Source organism: Lacihabitans lacunae, assembly GCF_042649125.1.
GTDB classification, from domain to species: domain Bacteria; phylum Bacteroidota; class Bacteroidia; order Cytophagales; family Spirosomataceae; genus Leadbetterella; species Leadbetterella lacunae.
This window is the reverse complement of record NZ_JBHRYQ010000001.1, coordinates 4207716-4223366: the sequence shown is the minus strand read 5'-3', so window position 1 is coordinate 4223366 and position 15651 is coordinate 4207716. Positions and strand designations below refer to the sequence as shown.

Below are 15651 nucleotides of genomic sequence, written 5' to 3'. Positions count from 1 at the left end.
AGTTTAAATTTAAAACCTCTTTTTAGATTTCACCTTACTTTCTCTTGAATAATTTTGAGAAGGGCCCGACCCCACTAAACGTTCGGCTAATTCTGGTTGATCTAGTTTTTTCAATCTATTTCTTATCCAGCTTTTCATTTCGTTTTTCCACCAGAAGAAATAGTTGTTTTGAGCAAGTTTCTCTTCTTTGGTTTTTACGGTATGAATCGGCTGTAACGTATATGGATGCACGCCTGTGTAATAGATAACTTCGGCTACCGTCATGGGCGTAGGCGTAAAGTCTTGCACTTGCTCTAACTTAAAGCCCAAATCTTTGGTTTCAGCGGCTAAGTTAGCCATATCTTTTTCTTCACAACCGGGGTGAGAACTAATAAAATATGGTATGAGCGGCTGCTTCAGCCCGTGTTTTTCTTGTATTTGGTCGTACTTATCTTTGAATTTTCTGAAATACTTAAACGACGGCTTACGCATGACCCTCAATGTAGCATCTGAGGTATGCTCTGGGGCAACTTTTAGTCTACCTGATACGTGTCTGGTAACCAACTGCTCCATGTACTCATCGTGATTGCCGTCTTGGTTGTTTTTGTTAAAATCATCTACCAAAAGGTCATACCTAACACCCGAACCCACAAATGCTTTTTTGACATCAGGGTGAGCGTCTACTTTTTTGTAAATATTAGTTAGTGGCTTGTGCGAGGTATCTAAGTTTGAGCAAATAACCGGGTGAATACAGCTCGGAGCCTGGCATCTGTTGCAGATAGACTCGTCTTTGCCTTTCATTCGGTACATATTGGCAGAAGGTCCGCCAAGGTCAGAAATATACCCTTTAAACTCAGGATGCTGCGTAAGTTGCTCCACCTCTTTCATGATAGATTCCTCAGACCTAGACGCTATAAACTTACCTTGATGTGCAGAAATAGTACAGAAACTGCATCCACCAAAACAGCCACGGTGCATATTAATCGAAAACTTAATCATTTCATAAGCCGGAATTGGCCCACGTTTTTTGTATTTCGGGTGAGGCATACGGGTATAAGGCAAGTCAAAAGACTTATCCATTTCTTCCTCATCCATAGTTTTGTAAGGAGGGTTTATTACTAAAGTCTTATTTCCAACTTTCTGAGTAATTCTATTCGCCTGCCACTTATTAGACTCTACCTCCACTATTTTAAAATTAGAGGCGTATTTAATTTTATCTTTCAAACATACTTCGTGACTAGCAAGCTCAATGGTCTCCCAATCGTTTTGTCTTGGAATATCCTCAAGCGTAGGCTCTACGTAAGCTATTTGATTTATATCTTTAATTTCATTCAGTTTTTCGCCTGCTTTCACTCTTCTTAGTAGGTCGCGGAGTGGCTGCTCTCCCATTCCGTAAACTAACATGTCTGCCTCAGAGTCAATCAAAATAGAAGGCAAAAGCTTGTCTGCCCAATAGTCATAATGCGTAACTCTGCGGAGTGAGGCCTCTATACCGCCGATTAAAACGGGTACCTCTGGGTATATTTCCTTTAAGATTTTGCTGTAAACTACCGTAGCATAGTCAGGTCTAAAACCTGCTTCACCACCTGGTGTGTAGCTATCGTTTGAGCGAAGACGTTTGTTAGCCGTGTAGTGGTTTACCATGGAATCCATACAACCCGCAGTTACTCCAAAGAAATATTTGGGAGCACCTAGTTTTTTGAAATCTCTTAAGTCGTCTTTCCAGTTTGGTTGCGGAATAATAGCCACTCTCAGGCCTTCAGACTCCATAATACGCCCGATTACCGCAGTTCCAAATGAAGGGTGATCTACGTAGGCATCCCCTGATATCAAGATGACATCAAGTTGCTCCCAACCTCTCATTTCTACTTCTTTTTTGGTGATGGGTAACCAATGCGTAACCGGCCTCTCTTTTACTGTAATCATATTACAAAATTAACAGAAAATGACCTAAGAATGTTCAAAACATGAATTATCTCATAAAAAGGTCAAAAAAAGTGTCTTTTGGTGGTTAAAATGATATGAAATCAATGTGCCAAAGTGAAATAAGCATTAGTTTTTTTACATTCTTTTTTTGCAATTGCTACCTGGTGTTTTCAATGATTTAGAAAATTGATTTATAAATTTCCGAAATTGAAACCTAACACTTAAAGTACTGATAACCTGCATTCATCCCTGCTGTGGAGATTTTAAATCTTAAAAAAAAGTACTGTCAAACGGGTAAAAAAATAGGAAATAAATCTTTACATCGCCCTGCACTGTTTGAGCACTGTTAAAATTCTTTTGGGAAGTAAATTTTTATTAGAACCTTGACAATAAGAATTTTAATTGTGTGAGTTTGCAGGGTGCAGTTTTTTTTGCTCCGTTTTTTTTCGAAAAAAAATGGAGGCCCCGCTGGCAGGCGACCCAGTTAATGAAAGGGGGGTGTTTTTCAAAATGATTAAAAAAATGGCTTCAATGGTAGGTTTAATCTATGTTTTCTTTAAAATTAAAAATTAGCCGTTTGACAGTAAAAAAAAGTAGAATTAAAGTTTGGATATTGGTTCCGAAAATGTGATCCCTACCTAAGAGCCATTAAAAACAAAAGAAGCACTTTACCCTAATTTTTGAAATCAAAAACTAGGGGGTGCTTCTTTTATATAAAAACTAAATATTTATTGAATTTAATAAGAAAACTCGATGCTGTTTAGAACGGCAGGTCGTCGCCATCAGATATTTGCTCGGGCACAGGTGGGTTATTCGTCCCTTTATTCGCAGCTGGGGCATTACCTGCGGAAGGAGCAGCACTTGAGCTATCGCTTCGTTTTCCCAACATTTGCATGCTATTTCCTCGAATTCTAAACGAAAATTTCTCTACTCCGTTTGAGTCCGTGTATTTGTCTGTACGAATTCTGCCTTCTATATAAACACTGTCGCCTTTTTTTAGATATTGTTCGGCCACACCCGCTAAGCCTCCCCAAAGTTCAATTCGGTGCCACTCGGTGTCCTCTACTCGTTCGCCTAATTTGTTTTTGTAGGATTCCGTAGTTGCGATGTTAAACTGTGCAACTTTGTCGCCACTAGGCAATGTTCTGATTTCTGGATCTGAACCTAAATTTCCGATTAACAATACTTTGTTTAATGATGCCATGATTGTGATAAAAATTAAATTGTTAATAATATTTTACTTGTGAACCACTTCTTCTCGAAATGATGATGCAAAGATGCAACACCTAAAAATCATTAGTCGGTTAATAAACGTTTGTATTCGTTTGTAAACGTTTGTTGTCGTTTTTATAACTAACAGTCAGTTACTTATGTTTATTATTTTTTTTCAATCAAATCCCAAAGATTTCCATACAAATCTTCAAAAACCAATACTTTACCATACGCTTGCTCTTCAGGATTTCTAACAATCGTTACTTTTTGTTCCAATAGCAACTGATACATTTCTTCGAAATTATCTGTAAACAGAAACAAAAACACCCTTCCGCCAGACTGATTGCCCACGGCTGATATTTGATTATCCACAGCTTTTGCGAGCAACAATCTAAACTGACTGTCAGCAGCCGGTGCTACCAAAACCCACCGCTTGGTGTCACATAGTTTGGTGTCTTCTAACAAAACAAAACCTAATTTTTGGGTATAAAAAGCAATGGCTTCGTCGTAGTCATTGACCAAAAGCGAAATTTGAGCGATGTAATTATTCACGAAGTACGATTTTATTTTTAAGTGAAAATAATATTTTTTTGCCTATTAAAATATTATTTCGGTCAAAAAAAGCAATAACTCTTATTTTTAATTCTCTAAAAAAAACAGCTAGTATATTTGTCTAAATTTTAGAAAAAAAATAAATGTTACAGACAAATCAGACCTTTCTAATCACATTTGGAATAATTCTGATGGGGTTTTTAATAAAGCACTACGGATACATCAAAGAAGCTGAAGGAAAAATAATCTCGAAGTTCTTGATGCACACCACTTTTCCTGCTTTAATGATTATCTCTACGGCTCGGGTAAACTTGCAGCCTGCCCTGTCGCTGATACCCTTGTTATGCCTGACTTTTGGTGCACTTACGGTGGGTACTGCCACGTGGATTTTCAGAAAAGAACCCGACAAAATCAGAGGCATATTAATGATGGCATGCGGCGGATCTAATGTGGGTCTTTTTGGTTTTCCACTTATTGAAGGTATTTGGGGCACCAAGGCTCTGGTTTATGCCGTCATGTTTGATATCGGAAATACATTTATGACATTTGGGGTGGTGTATTCTATCGGAAATTATTTTGCTTCTAAAGGTCATGGCAAAGTGAGCGTTCGGAAAATCCTCAAACGGATTTTTTCTCTCCCACCTGTTACTGGTATGTTTATTGGCCTACTTATCAATGTTTTACATATACAACTTCCAGACATCGCATTTGACTTTCTTGAAACCCTCGCCAAGGCAAATAAGTCGCTCGTATTGCTTTTAATGGGAATTTATCTCAGCATAGAACTTAATAAAGCTCAACTTAAATCAGCATTTAAGGTACTGGCCATCCGCTATTTTTATGGCTTACTTTTGGTGACTGCCCTCTATTTTGGCCTAGAGCCTTCGCTAATGAGAAGTGTACTGATTGTTTTGGTGATTTTACCCATCGGCATGACTATTTTGCCTTTTTCAGATGAGTTTAATTTTGACTCTCGCGTGGCAGGAACTATGGTAAACCTTACGTTGATATGTAGTTTTGCTATTATTTGGCTGTTAGTATTGGCACTAAACCTAACCACCGATATTGGCTAATTGGAGGTTTCTAATATTTGATCAAACATGTATTTTACTTGTAAATCGCCAAAGCCATAAATGCCTTCGGTTTTCGAAAATTCAATAAAGACTTTTGTGAAAACCGCTCCATGGATAGCAATCAATTCCCTTAATTTACTTTCGGGTCTTCCTTCTTTATTTTGATTCAAATGGCGGTCAAGATGTGCTTGGCAAGCTTCAACTAAATCTTCAAAACATGGCGAAACAGATGATGAAAGCCTTAATAACCTTTCAGTATCTTTGTTTTTGTAGGCCTCCCAAAGGTTTTTACCCAAACTAATATCCGAATCAGAGAAAGGAACTTTAGCATCAAATGCCAGCAATAAGTCTTCTTGGGTGGATATCCCAAAACCTTTCCATTTGTCTGCAGCTATTTTAATCTGAGGAAACACCCTGAAGATTTTCAGGTCTTTTCTTTCGGCTAAAACACAAATTAGAAACCAAAGATTTGCTTGACAAAAAAGGTCATTTTCAAACCAAAGACAAACTTCCAAACCGGCTGGAATTTCGGATATCTTCTCAAATTCGGAAACGGTTTTTGCCCAAAACTCTGAATTCTTAACTTTATACCTTTCACTAAAAAACTTTGCTCTATTTTCCCAGAAATCTGATAACGTATCACCTAAAAATGGCCCTTCAATCAAACATTCTCTAAAAACAATATGATTTTCATTGAGCATAGTTTGAGTCAATTGCTCAGCCAAACAGTCGCCATTTAGAATATGATAGTGTTGCATTTCAAAATGTTTTAACGAATATTAAAACTCCGCTTGATCCAAGATTTCTTTTGGCAAAAATTTCACCATAATCGGCATTAGGTCTTTTTCGAAAACTATAAATTTCCAATTATCAACTCCGTTAACTGAGCTTGCACATACTTGCTTTTTGGCAAAAATCTCGTAGGTGTCTGTCTCAGCATGATACTTAACATTTCCAACACCAAAACCCTCGTCAAATGCGGCTTTCATTTGTTTTTGAGTTTCCAACTTACTCGCTTCGTCTTGACCTTCGGTATCGAATGAAAACTTCATAAACATCACAGCCGAATAGTGCATCATACTGTAATATTTCTTATTAACAACCTGAAGCTTACCCACATCCAAAACCTTGGAATCTTTGATTTGAAACTCCATCGTTGGATTCTCAAATACTTGCTTCATCATGTCTATCATCTGTTCCTTGGGTATTACATCAAAAAACTCGGGTATCAGATATTCGACCGAACCTTCGTAATCCCTTTTTTCTACACTCGCCAAATATGTCTCAAACGAAGTTTTTATCTCTTTCTCGTACTTGTTTTGAGCAAAAGCAGCTTGACTCAAAAAAACAAAGGCGATTAAAAATCGCCCTAAATATTTATTCATTATTCTCATTAATTGTACGTTTTAAGCGTTTTCTAAAGCCGCTATGTCAAACTTCTGCATTTTCAAAAACGCTTGAATTACCCGTGGGCCTCGCTCTGGATCTGACATCAGTTTCGGCAAAATGGATGGCACTACTTGCCACGAAACCCCATATTTGTCGTCCAACCAACCGCACATATTATATTTGCCGCCCATGCCAAGCTCGCCCCACATTAGGTCAATTTCCTCTTGGGTGTCGCATTCAATCACAAACGAATTACCGGGTGTAAAATCGTATTTTTGCGGCAACGGGCTACTCATGGCATTCATTATAAAGCCATTAAGTTTCATTTGAGCAAAAAGCACAGCATTGTCAGGGATTTCGGGACTTGGGATATACGGCGACTCAACCAATATCGACGAATTCTCAAAAAGTGCCGTGTATTTATTTATCGCAGCCTTGACTTTGTATTTCTTTTCGTTTACAAACAGCAAGCAAGGCACCACTTTTTGAGCGGAATTAATCCCATGAAAATCCAACTGCCAATTCACACCAAACTTGTCTATCACCCATGCGTATTTTTCAGCCCAGTTGTATTTCCCCAGTTCCATCAGTACGCTTCCTCCAGCTGATAACTTGGTATACAGGCGGTCTATTTCCTCCTCTTTTTCACAATACACAAAATACGAAACCGCCGAATTAACCTGATATGTTGGGCCGCCATTTAAAGCCATAAACTTGGTACCACTAATCTCAAAACTGGTCACAGTGGGGTTATGGCTTAATATTTTTGCGTTTTCAAATATCGAAATATAATAATCTGCGGCATCTTTGGCGTTGCTATCAAACCAAAGACAGGGATAGATTGGCTTTATCATTATGAGTGAGGTTTTTTATTTAAAATTAAATTATTGTCCTCAAAAAGGACGTGAGTAAAATTAGGAAACTTTTCTAAAGTTTTTAGTTAATTACAAAAAATACAAGGCTCATTTTTTAATGTTCAAAAGTATGCGTTCTTTCTGCTTAACATGGTGCCGCATATGCATTTCTGCAAATTGCAGCCAATCCAAAGGAGCCAAATACCCAAAGCCAGGATGTACAGATTTGCCAAAAACTGCATCCTTTTTATTTTGCTCAAAAAATATAGTCGCAGCCTTAGCTTTTAATTGTTCCAAGCCCTCTTCTAATTCTAAAATGTTACTTGGCAGCGGAACCTCATTACCTCTATTTACTATACGAATATCTGGAAATGAATTATTTAAAAATAGCAGTTTACCTTCCTTATTCATAGATTCGGAGGCATTTGAAGTATCACCAAAACACAAATCTGCTTGGGCGAAATACCAAGCAGTGTCATGCAATAAATGCACATAAAGTTGACCCAAGGTCCAACCTTCTCCGGGCTCAGCAACCAACTGCGACCAGCTGAGTTCTTTCAGCGACATTTGCCAACTATTTACTTGATAATCAAATGCTTCAAAACTATTCATAACTATGCTTTTTTCTTTTTGCTTGCCTTCGCTTTCGGGTTATATTCCAAACATTTATTTACCCAATATTCCAAATCTTCTTCCATGTCATACCCTTCCGAACTAACCGTCAAGTAGCCCATCATGGCTTTCCCGCCATGTATCATTTGGGTGGCTCCAGGCTTGCCCAAAAACTCCTCCAATTCGTCAGGCTCAACTCGCACCATAAGGTTGCCTTTAAATATACTGATGCACATTTTTTCGTCCACCATCCAAGTGATGCCACCCATCATTTCTTTTACATAAAAACTAACTTTATGCCTTTCTACTAATTGGGTTATTCGTTCAGCCAAATGCGAGTCATAAGCCATACCTGTTGGGGTTAAGTGTTGGTTCAATACCTAAAAATAAGAGATTATTTAACCAATTTCATTTCTGTGCTATTTTATTAAACATTTTGATATTCAAGTGTTTCAAAACCAAAGTACTACTCTTTTATTTGCCAAAAAGAAGATTCCGGAAAGGACAATGAACTACGCTACTATCTTTATAATTTTATCCTTAGGTTTACATAAAAAATCCTCAAATGAAAACATATCAAAAATATATACTGGGTTTACTTCTAGGCATCGTGCTTTTTGCATTTCTATTTGTTCCAAAAATAGTCGACAAAACGTTTAATAAAATCTCCGCCAAACCACCCTACGCTGTCAATCGAGACGCTCAAATGCTTTACGACTCCCTTGATTTTGTGGCTGACATGCATTGCGACGCACTACTTTGGAAACGCGACCTCCTTCAAAAAAACGACTTCGGCTCAGTAGACATCCCACGGATGCTCGAGGTCCACATGGCTTTGCAGGCTTTTACCATCGTAACGAAGGCTCCCCGAAACATGAACTTTGACCACAACACGGGAGAAACTGACCAAATCACTCTTCCGTTTATACTACAAGCAAGGCCCATAGCGGCGTGGTTTAGCTTAACCGAACGAGCCTTGACACAATGTAAAGCTCTGTTTGATTTCGAAAAGAAATCTGAAGGGAAATTTAGGGTAATTACATCTGCAAAAGACCTTGAAACCTATATTTTTGACAGAAAAACAAACAAAAACATAACCGCGGGCTTTCTCGGAATAGAAGGCATGCACGCCCTCGAAGGCAAAATAGAAAATGTAGATGTACTGTATAAGGCAGGCGTAAGAATGATGTCGCCCGTCCACTTTTTCGACAACGAATTGGGCAGCTCAGCCCATGGCGTGGAGCATGCCGGCCTTACTGATTTTGGCAAAGAAGTAATCAAAAAAATGCAAGCCAAAAACATGATTTTAGACGTAGCCCACTGCTCACCAAAGATGGTAGACGACATACTAGCCATAACCTCAAAGCCAATCGTGAGTTCGCACACAGGCGTAAAAGGCACCCAAAATTCGGTACGAAACATATCAGACGAGCACATAAAAGGAATAGCCAAAACAGGAGGATTAATCAGCATCGCCATGTTTGAACCCGCCACAGGCACCAAAACACCCGCTTCCACTGCCAAAGCCATCAAATATTGCATCGACTTAGTTGGGGCCGATTATGTAGCCCTGGGTTCGGACTTCGACGGAGCCATAGAAATCCACACTGACGTGACCGGCCTACCGCTATACGTAGAGGAATTATTAAAATTAGGAGTGTCAAGAGATGACATCAAAAAAGTAATGGGAGACAACGTAAAACGGTTTTTATTACTAAATCTACCTAAAAACTAAACGTATTTTTTAGGGCGTTTTAACAGGCTTTCCGCTAAATCTTTTCTGCCGCCTTCGTCAGGCAAAAAAGGATACCGCTGCAATCCTTAACGCGAGCGTATAGGTTTTTTTGTTGGTTCAGCCGCAATATAATGATTTATAATGCTTGTTCAGAGTCTCCTGCAAGGGACTCTAGACTACACTGCTTTTCCACCCAGATAAACCGCAGAGTCCCTGACGGAGATTCTGCTAAAGCCAAATGAAGTTCCATCTCAAAATCCAAATTAATCAAAAAAACCTTAGTTGCCACTTTCTAATCTAAAGTTTACAAACTCGCCTCCTTTTAGGTGCTTTTGCCATCTGTCCAATGTCGGTTTTTCTAGGTCAAATTCGCGGTATTCATCAGGGCTCATAATCGGTATTCCTTTTATGATCGGATACAGCCTTTTGCATGATTTGCACACAAAAAAGCCTTCCTCCACATTCTGATTTTCGTCTCTTTTTATTTCAGTTAGCGTTAAGTCACTTTTGTCAAATGGGCAACACAGTTTTTCTATCGTTTCAAAATTCATTATTCTATATTTTTTAAATTTTCTTTGTATCTATTTATCGCCAAATTTGGCATTTCAGAGCTCATAATTCCCGACACTACAGCCACTCCATCAAAACTTAAACCTTTCAATTCCACCAAGTTTTCAGGACGAATACCTCCCGCCAAAAATATCAATTTAGAAAATATGCTTTTGGCAGCCTTTATGTTTTCAAAGCTTACCAATTCGCAGCTATTGCTCGTCACAGAGTTAAAAATGGAGCAAAAAGAGACGTAATCAAACTCTTGCTTTTCGGCCCATTCTGCCACAGAAAGGTCATTATTGCAGGTAATTCCTTTCAAAAAAGGCCGATTAACCGCCTTCTCTATAAAGTCAATTTCAGATGGAGCAGTATCAAAATGCACCCCATCGATGCTACTATCTATCAGCAAATCCCACCGATTGTTTATCAATACCGGAATGTTTTTTGAGTGAGCCAAGCTGCATATATCGACCACCAAAGCTTTTACATCGAGTATGTTTTCAAAATTATCCCAAACCTGTATAGCAGCCAAGGGCTCTTGCAAACAAAGTGTCAGTTTGTTCATCAACGCCTCCCTTTCCATCTGTGGGTCTATCACCAAATACACGCCCCAGTTTATATTTCTTTTGACTTTCATTTCCATCCGGCATTTAAAGCTTTAAAAAATGCCGCCCAATAAGGGTCGTCTTGTTTATAAACAATCGGACTTGAAACCTTATTTTCTATAATATTGGTACCCTTTCCTGTCTCAGTCAAAACTCCAATTTCTGTGCAGTTAATTCCTTTTTGTGTAAGTCTATCTATCACTATTTGAGCGTGATTTGCCTCACAAGCAAAAAGCATGGCTCCGGCCCCGATACAATACCTGGGGTCAAGGCTAAAAACATCGCAAACGTGTTTCTGAATTTCACCGATGGGCAATTTTTCCTCAAAAATATTTACCCCACAGCCAGACGCCGTAGCTAACTCATAAACAGCACCTAACACCCCGCCTTCGGTTACGTCATGCATGGCCGTCACCTCTTTATATTGGTTACATTCCCCAACCGCCGCAAGGGCATCAGGCAGCGAAGACGTCTCGTAAAGACTACCACAAGCAGCTTGCTGAACCTCCACCCCTACCTTGTTTTTCACGATCTCCGGAAAACTCATGGCCAATATAGCCGCCGACGAAATCGCACAAGATTTTGAGAGCAAGAGTACCTGCCCCGGCTTGGCATTTTTAGACAAACGCATTTTGTTTTTTTCGCCTACAGACACAAAAGTGCCTCCACCAGCAATCGTAGAGTTTTGTCCGGCAATAAAACCCGTATGCCCGCCCGTTATGGCCACACCTATATTTTTACAAAATGTATGGATGTAGTTCCAATAAATACTAAAGTCTGAGCTTGAAAATGTGTCGGGTAAATTAAGAACAAACTGTCCAAACTGCGGCCCATAACCGGTAGTAGCCATGTCATTTGCCATCAGATGCACCGACAGCCAAGCGGACTCCTCCAAGCCCAAAGATGGAATCAACGAAAGTGGGTCGCTCGTAAGTGCCATGGCCATATTTCCCGGCAACGAAACCACCGAAACGTCTACCCCAAACTGTGGCCCAGCCAACACATCGGGATTTTCAAAACCAAACTTTGCCCCCATAAACTGTTCAAACAGCACATGGTCTATTTTTCCAAGTTGGTTTTCCATTTAATCTACATCATTAAACTTAACATATAGACCAAAAAAATCGCCATAAGGCAGGTTCCACTGCTGCACCGGAAACCATTTTGGCAAACCCGTAGCCGTCCATTCTATGGTGTAGTCACGCCCCGCCAAGGCCTCATGAATGATTTTTTGGAGCATAGCAGGCGTATAAAAAGTAGCCGTTACATAAAAAGGATTTTTACCAAACATTTGTTGCACTCGCCTTCTGAGCACTTTGGGAGAGTTGCGGTTCATCATGCCCATCGCAATGCCGTATTTACCCACGCGAGCAGCTTCTCTGATAACCTTTACGGGATCTTTGTAATATTCAAATGTGGTGATAAAAGCCAAAGAGTCAAACGTATGATTCTTAAATGGCATGTGGTGCGAGTCAGCCATAACCAAATCACCATCAAACAGTTGCACAGCCTGCGAAAGCATCAGCGGCGAAATATCCCCACCTGTGGCTTTAATACCGATTTTGTGCCACCAACGGGTAAAACGAGCGGTTCCACAGCCAAACTCAAGCAAAGTTTTAACACGTTTGTCGGCCCCCACGAGCTGCTCCATTACTTTTTTTTGCCACACTTCGGCACGCTTGTAGCGACCTTCGTACCAAAGCTCGTACGTGTCAGTATGTTCACGGTTAAAGAACCATTCAGGCCTATTCTGCCAGTTTTGGGCTTTTTGAGGAATAAGTTCGGCGTTTGATTTTTGAATTTCCATTTTTTAATAGTTTTAAAAAACAAAAACTCCGGGTGAGGAATTATACGGAAAAATCCGATAGAAGATGGCCCAATAAGATAATCTCATTAAGCCTGCATCCCTACGTTGGTACTAACCAAATCAGGTTCCCGGGTGTAATCTCAGCTTGGTTTTCTAACCATGCACCCCGTGCTTTTGTTGAGGCAAATATATGTACTTATTTCCTTTTACAAAGCACATTTTTCATTAAAGTTTTTTGATGGAAACATATTCCTAGTCCGTACTGAAGCTCCTACAAGGGACTTCGGGCTTTACTTTTCTCTGTATTCTTATAAGTAATCAGAAGTATACCTGAGGGAGAATTTGCTAAAGTACAAATCAAAGAATTTAAACAAACTGAAATCAATTTTTTAGGGCGTTTTAACAGGCTTTCCGCTAAATCTTTTCTGCCGCCTACGTCAGGCAAAAAAGGATACCGCTGCAATCCCTAACGCTGGGGAAAGTATATGTTCGAATGTTCAGTGTCAACTGCAAGCGACACAATAATTAAGGTATTTTCCACTTATCATTCCGTAGAGTCCCTAATGGAGACTCTGGGAAAGCACATATAATCTATATGTTAGTGATATTATCATAAAGTCATGTGAAGCTTTAGAAAATAAGTAAAATATTTGTTTAAAATGAAAAAAAAATGATAATTGCTTTATGTTAAACCTAACAGTCTTTTTTAAATGCCAACTTTATTTATAATATTTGGATTACGATTTTACTTTTATTCAAACGAACATTTACCAATTCATGTTCATGTCAGAAACGCAGATGGAGAAGCTAAGTTTGAGGTTGAAATGGTGAGATTAGTATCTAATAAAGGGTTGAAAAATAAAGATATTAGCCTAGCAATTGCCATCATAGAAGAAAACAAAGAAATTATAATAGCTAAATGGAAAGAATATCATGGAGAATGAAATTAATGTAACGAATGTTTGGCTTGACGATGATTTCATTTATATCAAAACAGATAAAAATGAGACCAAAAGTCACCCTATTAATTGGTTCCCAAGACTTTTAAAAGCTAGTAAAACAGAACGCGAAGACTTTACTTTATCACCATTTGGTATACACTGGGAAAGGCTTGACGAAGACCTGAGTTTCGAAGGTTTTTACACCTACAATAAATCAAATAAACTAATTCCAAATAACTAAAAACCAACCTTTTGAAATAGCATATTTAAGCAATTATTTTATATAAAACTTCAAGTATCTTCATAGGTCCTAGTTTTCTTCATATTTATTAAATTTTCAAAAATAAATACTTGGCCAGCTTTTATTTCCTTTAATTCTAGATCCATTTGATCACAAAAACCTGTAAAGCCAATTACTTTAAATCCCTAAAATATACACTTCACCAAGCCAAAGAAAATCCAAAAAACCTCAAATAAATACTTAGAATATATTTAAAAAGCAATAACTTGTTTTTCGAAATCAAACCTTAAAAAATGAAAGTATTATTTATCGGTGGCACAGGAAATATCAGCACTCCCGTGAGTGAAATGGCGGTTGAAAGAGGCGTGGACTTATATCACTTAAACAGGGGAAATAACCTCCCAATCAAAGGCGTGAAGTCACTAATAGCCGACATAGAAAACACCGAGGAAACCCGAAAAGTATTAGAATCGCACGAGTGGGATGTGGTCGTAAACTGGATTGCATTTACACCCGAACAAGTGCAAAGGGATATTGAAACTTTTAAAAATAAGACCAAACAATACGTTTTCATAAGTTCGGCTTCGTGCTACGAAAAACCGCCCACCAACCCGATTATCACGGAATCTACTCCACTCAAAAACCCGCATTGGCAATATTCTCGCGACAAAATAGCCTGTGAAGACCTTCTGGTTAAGGCATTTAGAGAAGATAACTTCCCGATGACAATCGTGCGTCCTTCGCATACGTATTATTCAGTTTTTCCGCTATCGTTGGGTGGCTGGACCGAATACAATGCCGTGGATAGAATGAAAAAAGGGCTTCCTGTAGTGGTTCAGGGCGACGGCACTTCGCTATGGACGGTGACGCATGCTCGAGATTTTGCCAAGGCGTTTTTAGGAATGATGGGCCGCAAAGCAGCCATCGGCGAGGCTTACCATATTACTTCCGATGAGGTTTTAACTTGGAATCAAATATATGAGCAACTGGCAGAAGCGGCTGGCGTAAAAGCGAAAATAGTGCACATAACATCCAAAAACATCATTGACTATGCAGACCAAAATGGCTTCGCATCCGAAGAAGGTGGACTTTGGGGCGACAAGTCGCACTGTGCTATTTTTGACAACTCCAAAATAAAAAAACTAGTACCTGAGTATGTGGCCACAATACCCTACGCAGAAGGCATAAAAGAAACCCTAGCTTGGTTTGAGGCTGACCCTAAAAGGATGATCATAAACCCAGAAACTACTCGACTTTTAGACGGATTGATAAAAAAATATGGCTAAAATCATGATTTTAGTTTGAGTTAAAAGCCTTTGTTTTTAATTTCAACATAATCAGATATTCTAATCGTAACTTTGTTCAGTTTGCGTATTTAGAGATTGGAATAAAAAACATAAAAATGATAATCGTTGCAGTTGCCTTATTACTTCTTTTGGCTTTAATTATTCGTCCACTATTCAAAAAAAAGAAGCCGAATGCTATCCCGAAAGAGGAAATAATCAAAGGGATTTTAGAAAAAGAGGTTCGGTTTTATCAAAACTTATCATCTGAAAGAAAGGCAGGGTTTTATGAAAGAGTGGCCAATTTTCTCTCTAATGTAAAAGTAATTGGGGTTGACACTACCGTAGATGATACAGACAAAACCTTAGTTGCGGCAGCCGCCATTATTCCTATTTTTGAGTTTGAAGGCTGGGCGTACACCCACATCAATGAGGTGCTTTTATACCCAAAACCATTTGACCAAAATTTTAATTTTGAAGGCGAAAACCATATTGTAGGTATGGTAGGAAACGGAGCCATGCAAAGCACCGTAATACTGTCGAAGCCTTTTTTGAGAGACGGTTTTATGAATGACAATAACGATTCTAACACGGCCATTCACGAATTTGTGCATTTGATAGATAAAGCAGACGGAGCTACCGATGGAGTTCCTGAGGTTTTGCTACAACACAAATATTCGCTTCCATGGATAAAGCTAATGAAAGACGAAATGGAGAAAATCAGAAAAGGCGAATCTGATATAGACACCTATGCCGCTAGTAGCGAAACCGAGTTTTTTGCAGTAGTGAGTGAATATTTCTTTAAGCAACCTAGGCTATTAAAAGAGCAACATCCAGAGCTTTACGCTCGCTTAAAGACAATGTTTGGTCATAAAACTAAGGTTTAGTTT

The 15651-nt window shown here is 38.9% G+C and carries 18 protein-coding genes and 1 riboswitch; of the genes, 6 read left to right on the top strand and 12 right to left on the bottom strand.

The features are described 5' to 3' along the window. Positions 1-9: 9 nt before the first annotated feature. From ACFOOI_RS18130 to ACFOOI_RS18120, 3 genes are all read right to left on the bottom strand, one after another. Complete coding sequence (locus ACFOOI_RS18130) at positions 10-1905, bottom strand: YgiQ family radical SAM protein (RefSeq protein WP_379839468.1); 1896 nt, start codon at positions 1903-1905, stop codon at positions 10-12. A gap of 760 nt (positions 1906-2665) precedes the next feature. After that, positions 2666-3109: a single-stranded DNA-binding protein gene (locus tag ACFOOI_RS18125; protein WP_379839467.1), complete on the bottom strand. Its 444-nt coding sequence runs from the start codon at positions 3107-3109 to the stop codon at positions 2666-2668. A gap of 173 nt (positions 3110-3282) precedes the next feature. Beyond that, a complete protein-coding gene (locus ACFOOI_RS18120; RefSeq protein WP_379839466.1) occupies positions 3283-3669 on the bottom strand; it encodes a VOC family protein in 387 nt (128 codons plus the stop codon). 143 nt (positions 3670-3812) lie between these two features. Between ACFOOI_RS18120 and ACFOOI_RS18115 the strand changes: the two genes are divergently transcribed. Next, a complete protein-coding gene (locus ACFOOI_RS18115; protein ID WP_379839464.1) occupies positions 3813-4742 on the top strand; it encodes an AEC family transporter in 930 nt (309 codons plus the stop codon). On the opposite strand, the gene ACFOOI_RS18110 is transcribed toward ACFOOI_RS18115, so the two are convergent. From ACFOOI_RS18110 to ACFOOI_RS18090, 5 genes are all read right to left on the bottom strand, one after another. After that, the gene (locus tag ACFOOI_RS18110; protein ID WP_379839463.1) at positions 4739-5500 is read right to left on the bottom strand and encodes a DUF1835 domain-containing protein; all 762 of its coding nucleotides are present in this window, start codon (positions 5498-5500) and stop codon (positions 4739-4741) included. The genes ACFOOI_RS18115 and ACFOOI_RS18110 overlap by 4 nt on opposite strands. A 21-nt stretch (positions 5501-5521) precedes the next feature. Continuing rightward, positions 5522-6127 (bottom strand): hypothetical protein, encoded by a 606-nt coding sequence (locus tag ACFOOI_RS18105; protein ID WP_379839462.1) that lies wholly within the window; start codon positions 6125-6127, stop codon positions 5522-5524. Between the two features lie 21 nt (positions 6128-6148). After that, positions 6149-6985, bottom strand: a complete 837-nt coding sequence (locus ACFOOI_RS18100; RefSeq protein WP_379839461.1) for a VOC family protein — start codon at positions 6983-6985, stop codon at positions 6149-6151. A gap of 108 nt (positions 6986-7093) precedes the next feature. Further along, complete coding sequence (locus tag ACFOOI_RS18095; protein ID WP_379839460.1) at positions 7094-7597, bottom strand: hypothetical protein; 504 nt, start codon at positions 7595-7597, stop codon at positions 7094-7096. 2 nt (positions 7598-7599) lie between these two features. Beyond that, positions 7600-7974 (bottom strand): TfoX/Sxy family protein, encoded by a 375-nt coding sequence (locus ACFOOI_RS18090; RefSeq protein WP_379839459.1) that lies wholly within the window; start codon positions 7972-7974, stop codon positions 7600-7602. 188 nt (positions 7975-8162) lie between these two features. Between ACFOOI_RS18090 and ACFOOI_RS18085 the strand changes: the two genes are divergently transcribed. Further along, entirely contained in the window at positions 8163-9332 is a 1170-nt protein-coding gene (locus ACFOOI_RS18085) for a dipeptidase (RefSeq protein ID WP_379839458.1), read from the top strand. Positions 9333-9610: 278 nt separating this feature from the next. On the opposite strand, the gene ACFOOI_RS18080 is transcribed toward ACFOOI_RS18085, so the two are convergent. The 4 genes from ACFOOI_RS18080 to ACFOOI_RS18065 are packed head-to-tail and all read right to left on the bottom strand — an operon-like array spanning position 9611 to position 12296. Continuing rightward, positions 9611-9883, bottom strand: coding sequence for a Trm112 family protein (locus ACFOOI_RS18080; protein WP_379839457.1), 273 nt, complete (start codon positions 9881-9883; stop codon positions 9611-9613). After that, a complete protein-coding gene (locus ACFOOI_RS18075) occupies positions 9883-10521 on the bottom strand; it encodes a thiamine phosphate synthase (protein ID WP_379839456.1) in 639 nt (212 codons plus the stop codon). Before ACFOOI_RS18075 ends, ACFOOI_RS18080 begins: the two co-directional genes overlap by 1 nt. Beyond that, on the bottom strand, positions 10518-11573 hold the full coding sequence (locus ACFOOI_RS18070; RefSeq protein ID WP_379839455.1) for an AIR synthase family protein: 1056 nt from the start codon (positions 11571-11573) through the stop codon (positions 10518-10520). The genes ACFOOI_RS18075 and ACFOOI_RS18070 overlap by 4 nt, the downstream gene beginning before the upstream one ends. Beyond that, positions 11574-12296, bottom strand: a complete 723-nt coding sequence (locus tag ACFOOI_RS18065) for a class I SAM-dependent methyltransferase (protein WP_379839454.1) — start codon at positions 12294-12296, stop codon at positions 11574-11576. An 80-nt stretch (positions 12297-12376) separates the two neighbouring features. Next, positions 12377-12475, bottom strand: a riboswitch (TPP riboswitch). Between the two features lie 531 nt (positions 12476-13006). Between ACFOOI_RS18065 and ACFOOI_RS18060 the strand changes: the two genes are divergently transcribed. From ACFOOI_RS18060 to ACFOOI_RS18045, 4 genes are all read left to right on the top strand, one after another. After that, a complete protein-coding gene (locus ACFOOI_RS18060; RefSeq protein ID WP_379839453.1) occupies positions 13007-13240 on the top strand; it encodes a DUF4160 domain-containing protein in 234 nt (77 codons plus the stop codon). Then, on the top strand, positions 13230-13478 hold the full coding sequence (locus ACFOOI_RS18055) for a DUF2442 domain-containing protein (RefSeq protein ID WP_379839452.1): 249 nt from the start codon (positions 13230-13232) through the stop codon (positions 13476-13478). Before ACFOOI_RS18060 ends, ACFOOI_RS18055 begins: the two co-directional genes overlap by 11 nt. Positions 13479-13771: 293 nt before the next feature. Then, positions 13772-14764: an NAD-dependent epimerase/dehydratase family protein gene (locus ACFOOI_RS18050; protein ID WP_379839451.1), complete on the top strand. Its 993-nt coding sequence runs from the start codon at positions 13772-13774 to the stop codon at positions 14762-14764. A 116-nt stretch (positions 14765-14880) separates the two neighbouring features. Further along, positions 14881-15648: a M90 family metallopeptidase gene (locus ACFOOI_RS18045; protein WP_379839450.1), complete on the top strand. Its 768-nt coding sequence runs from the start codon at positions 14881-14883 to the stop codon at positions 15646-15648. Positions 15649-15651 lie beyond the last annotated feature (3 nt).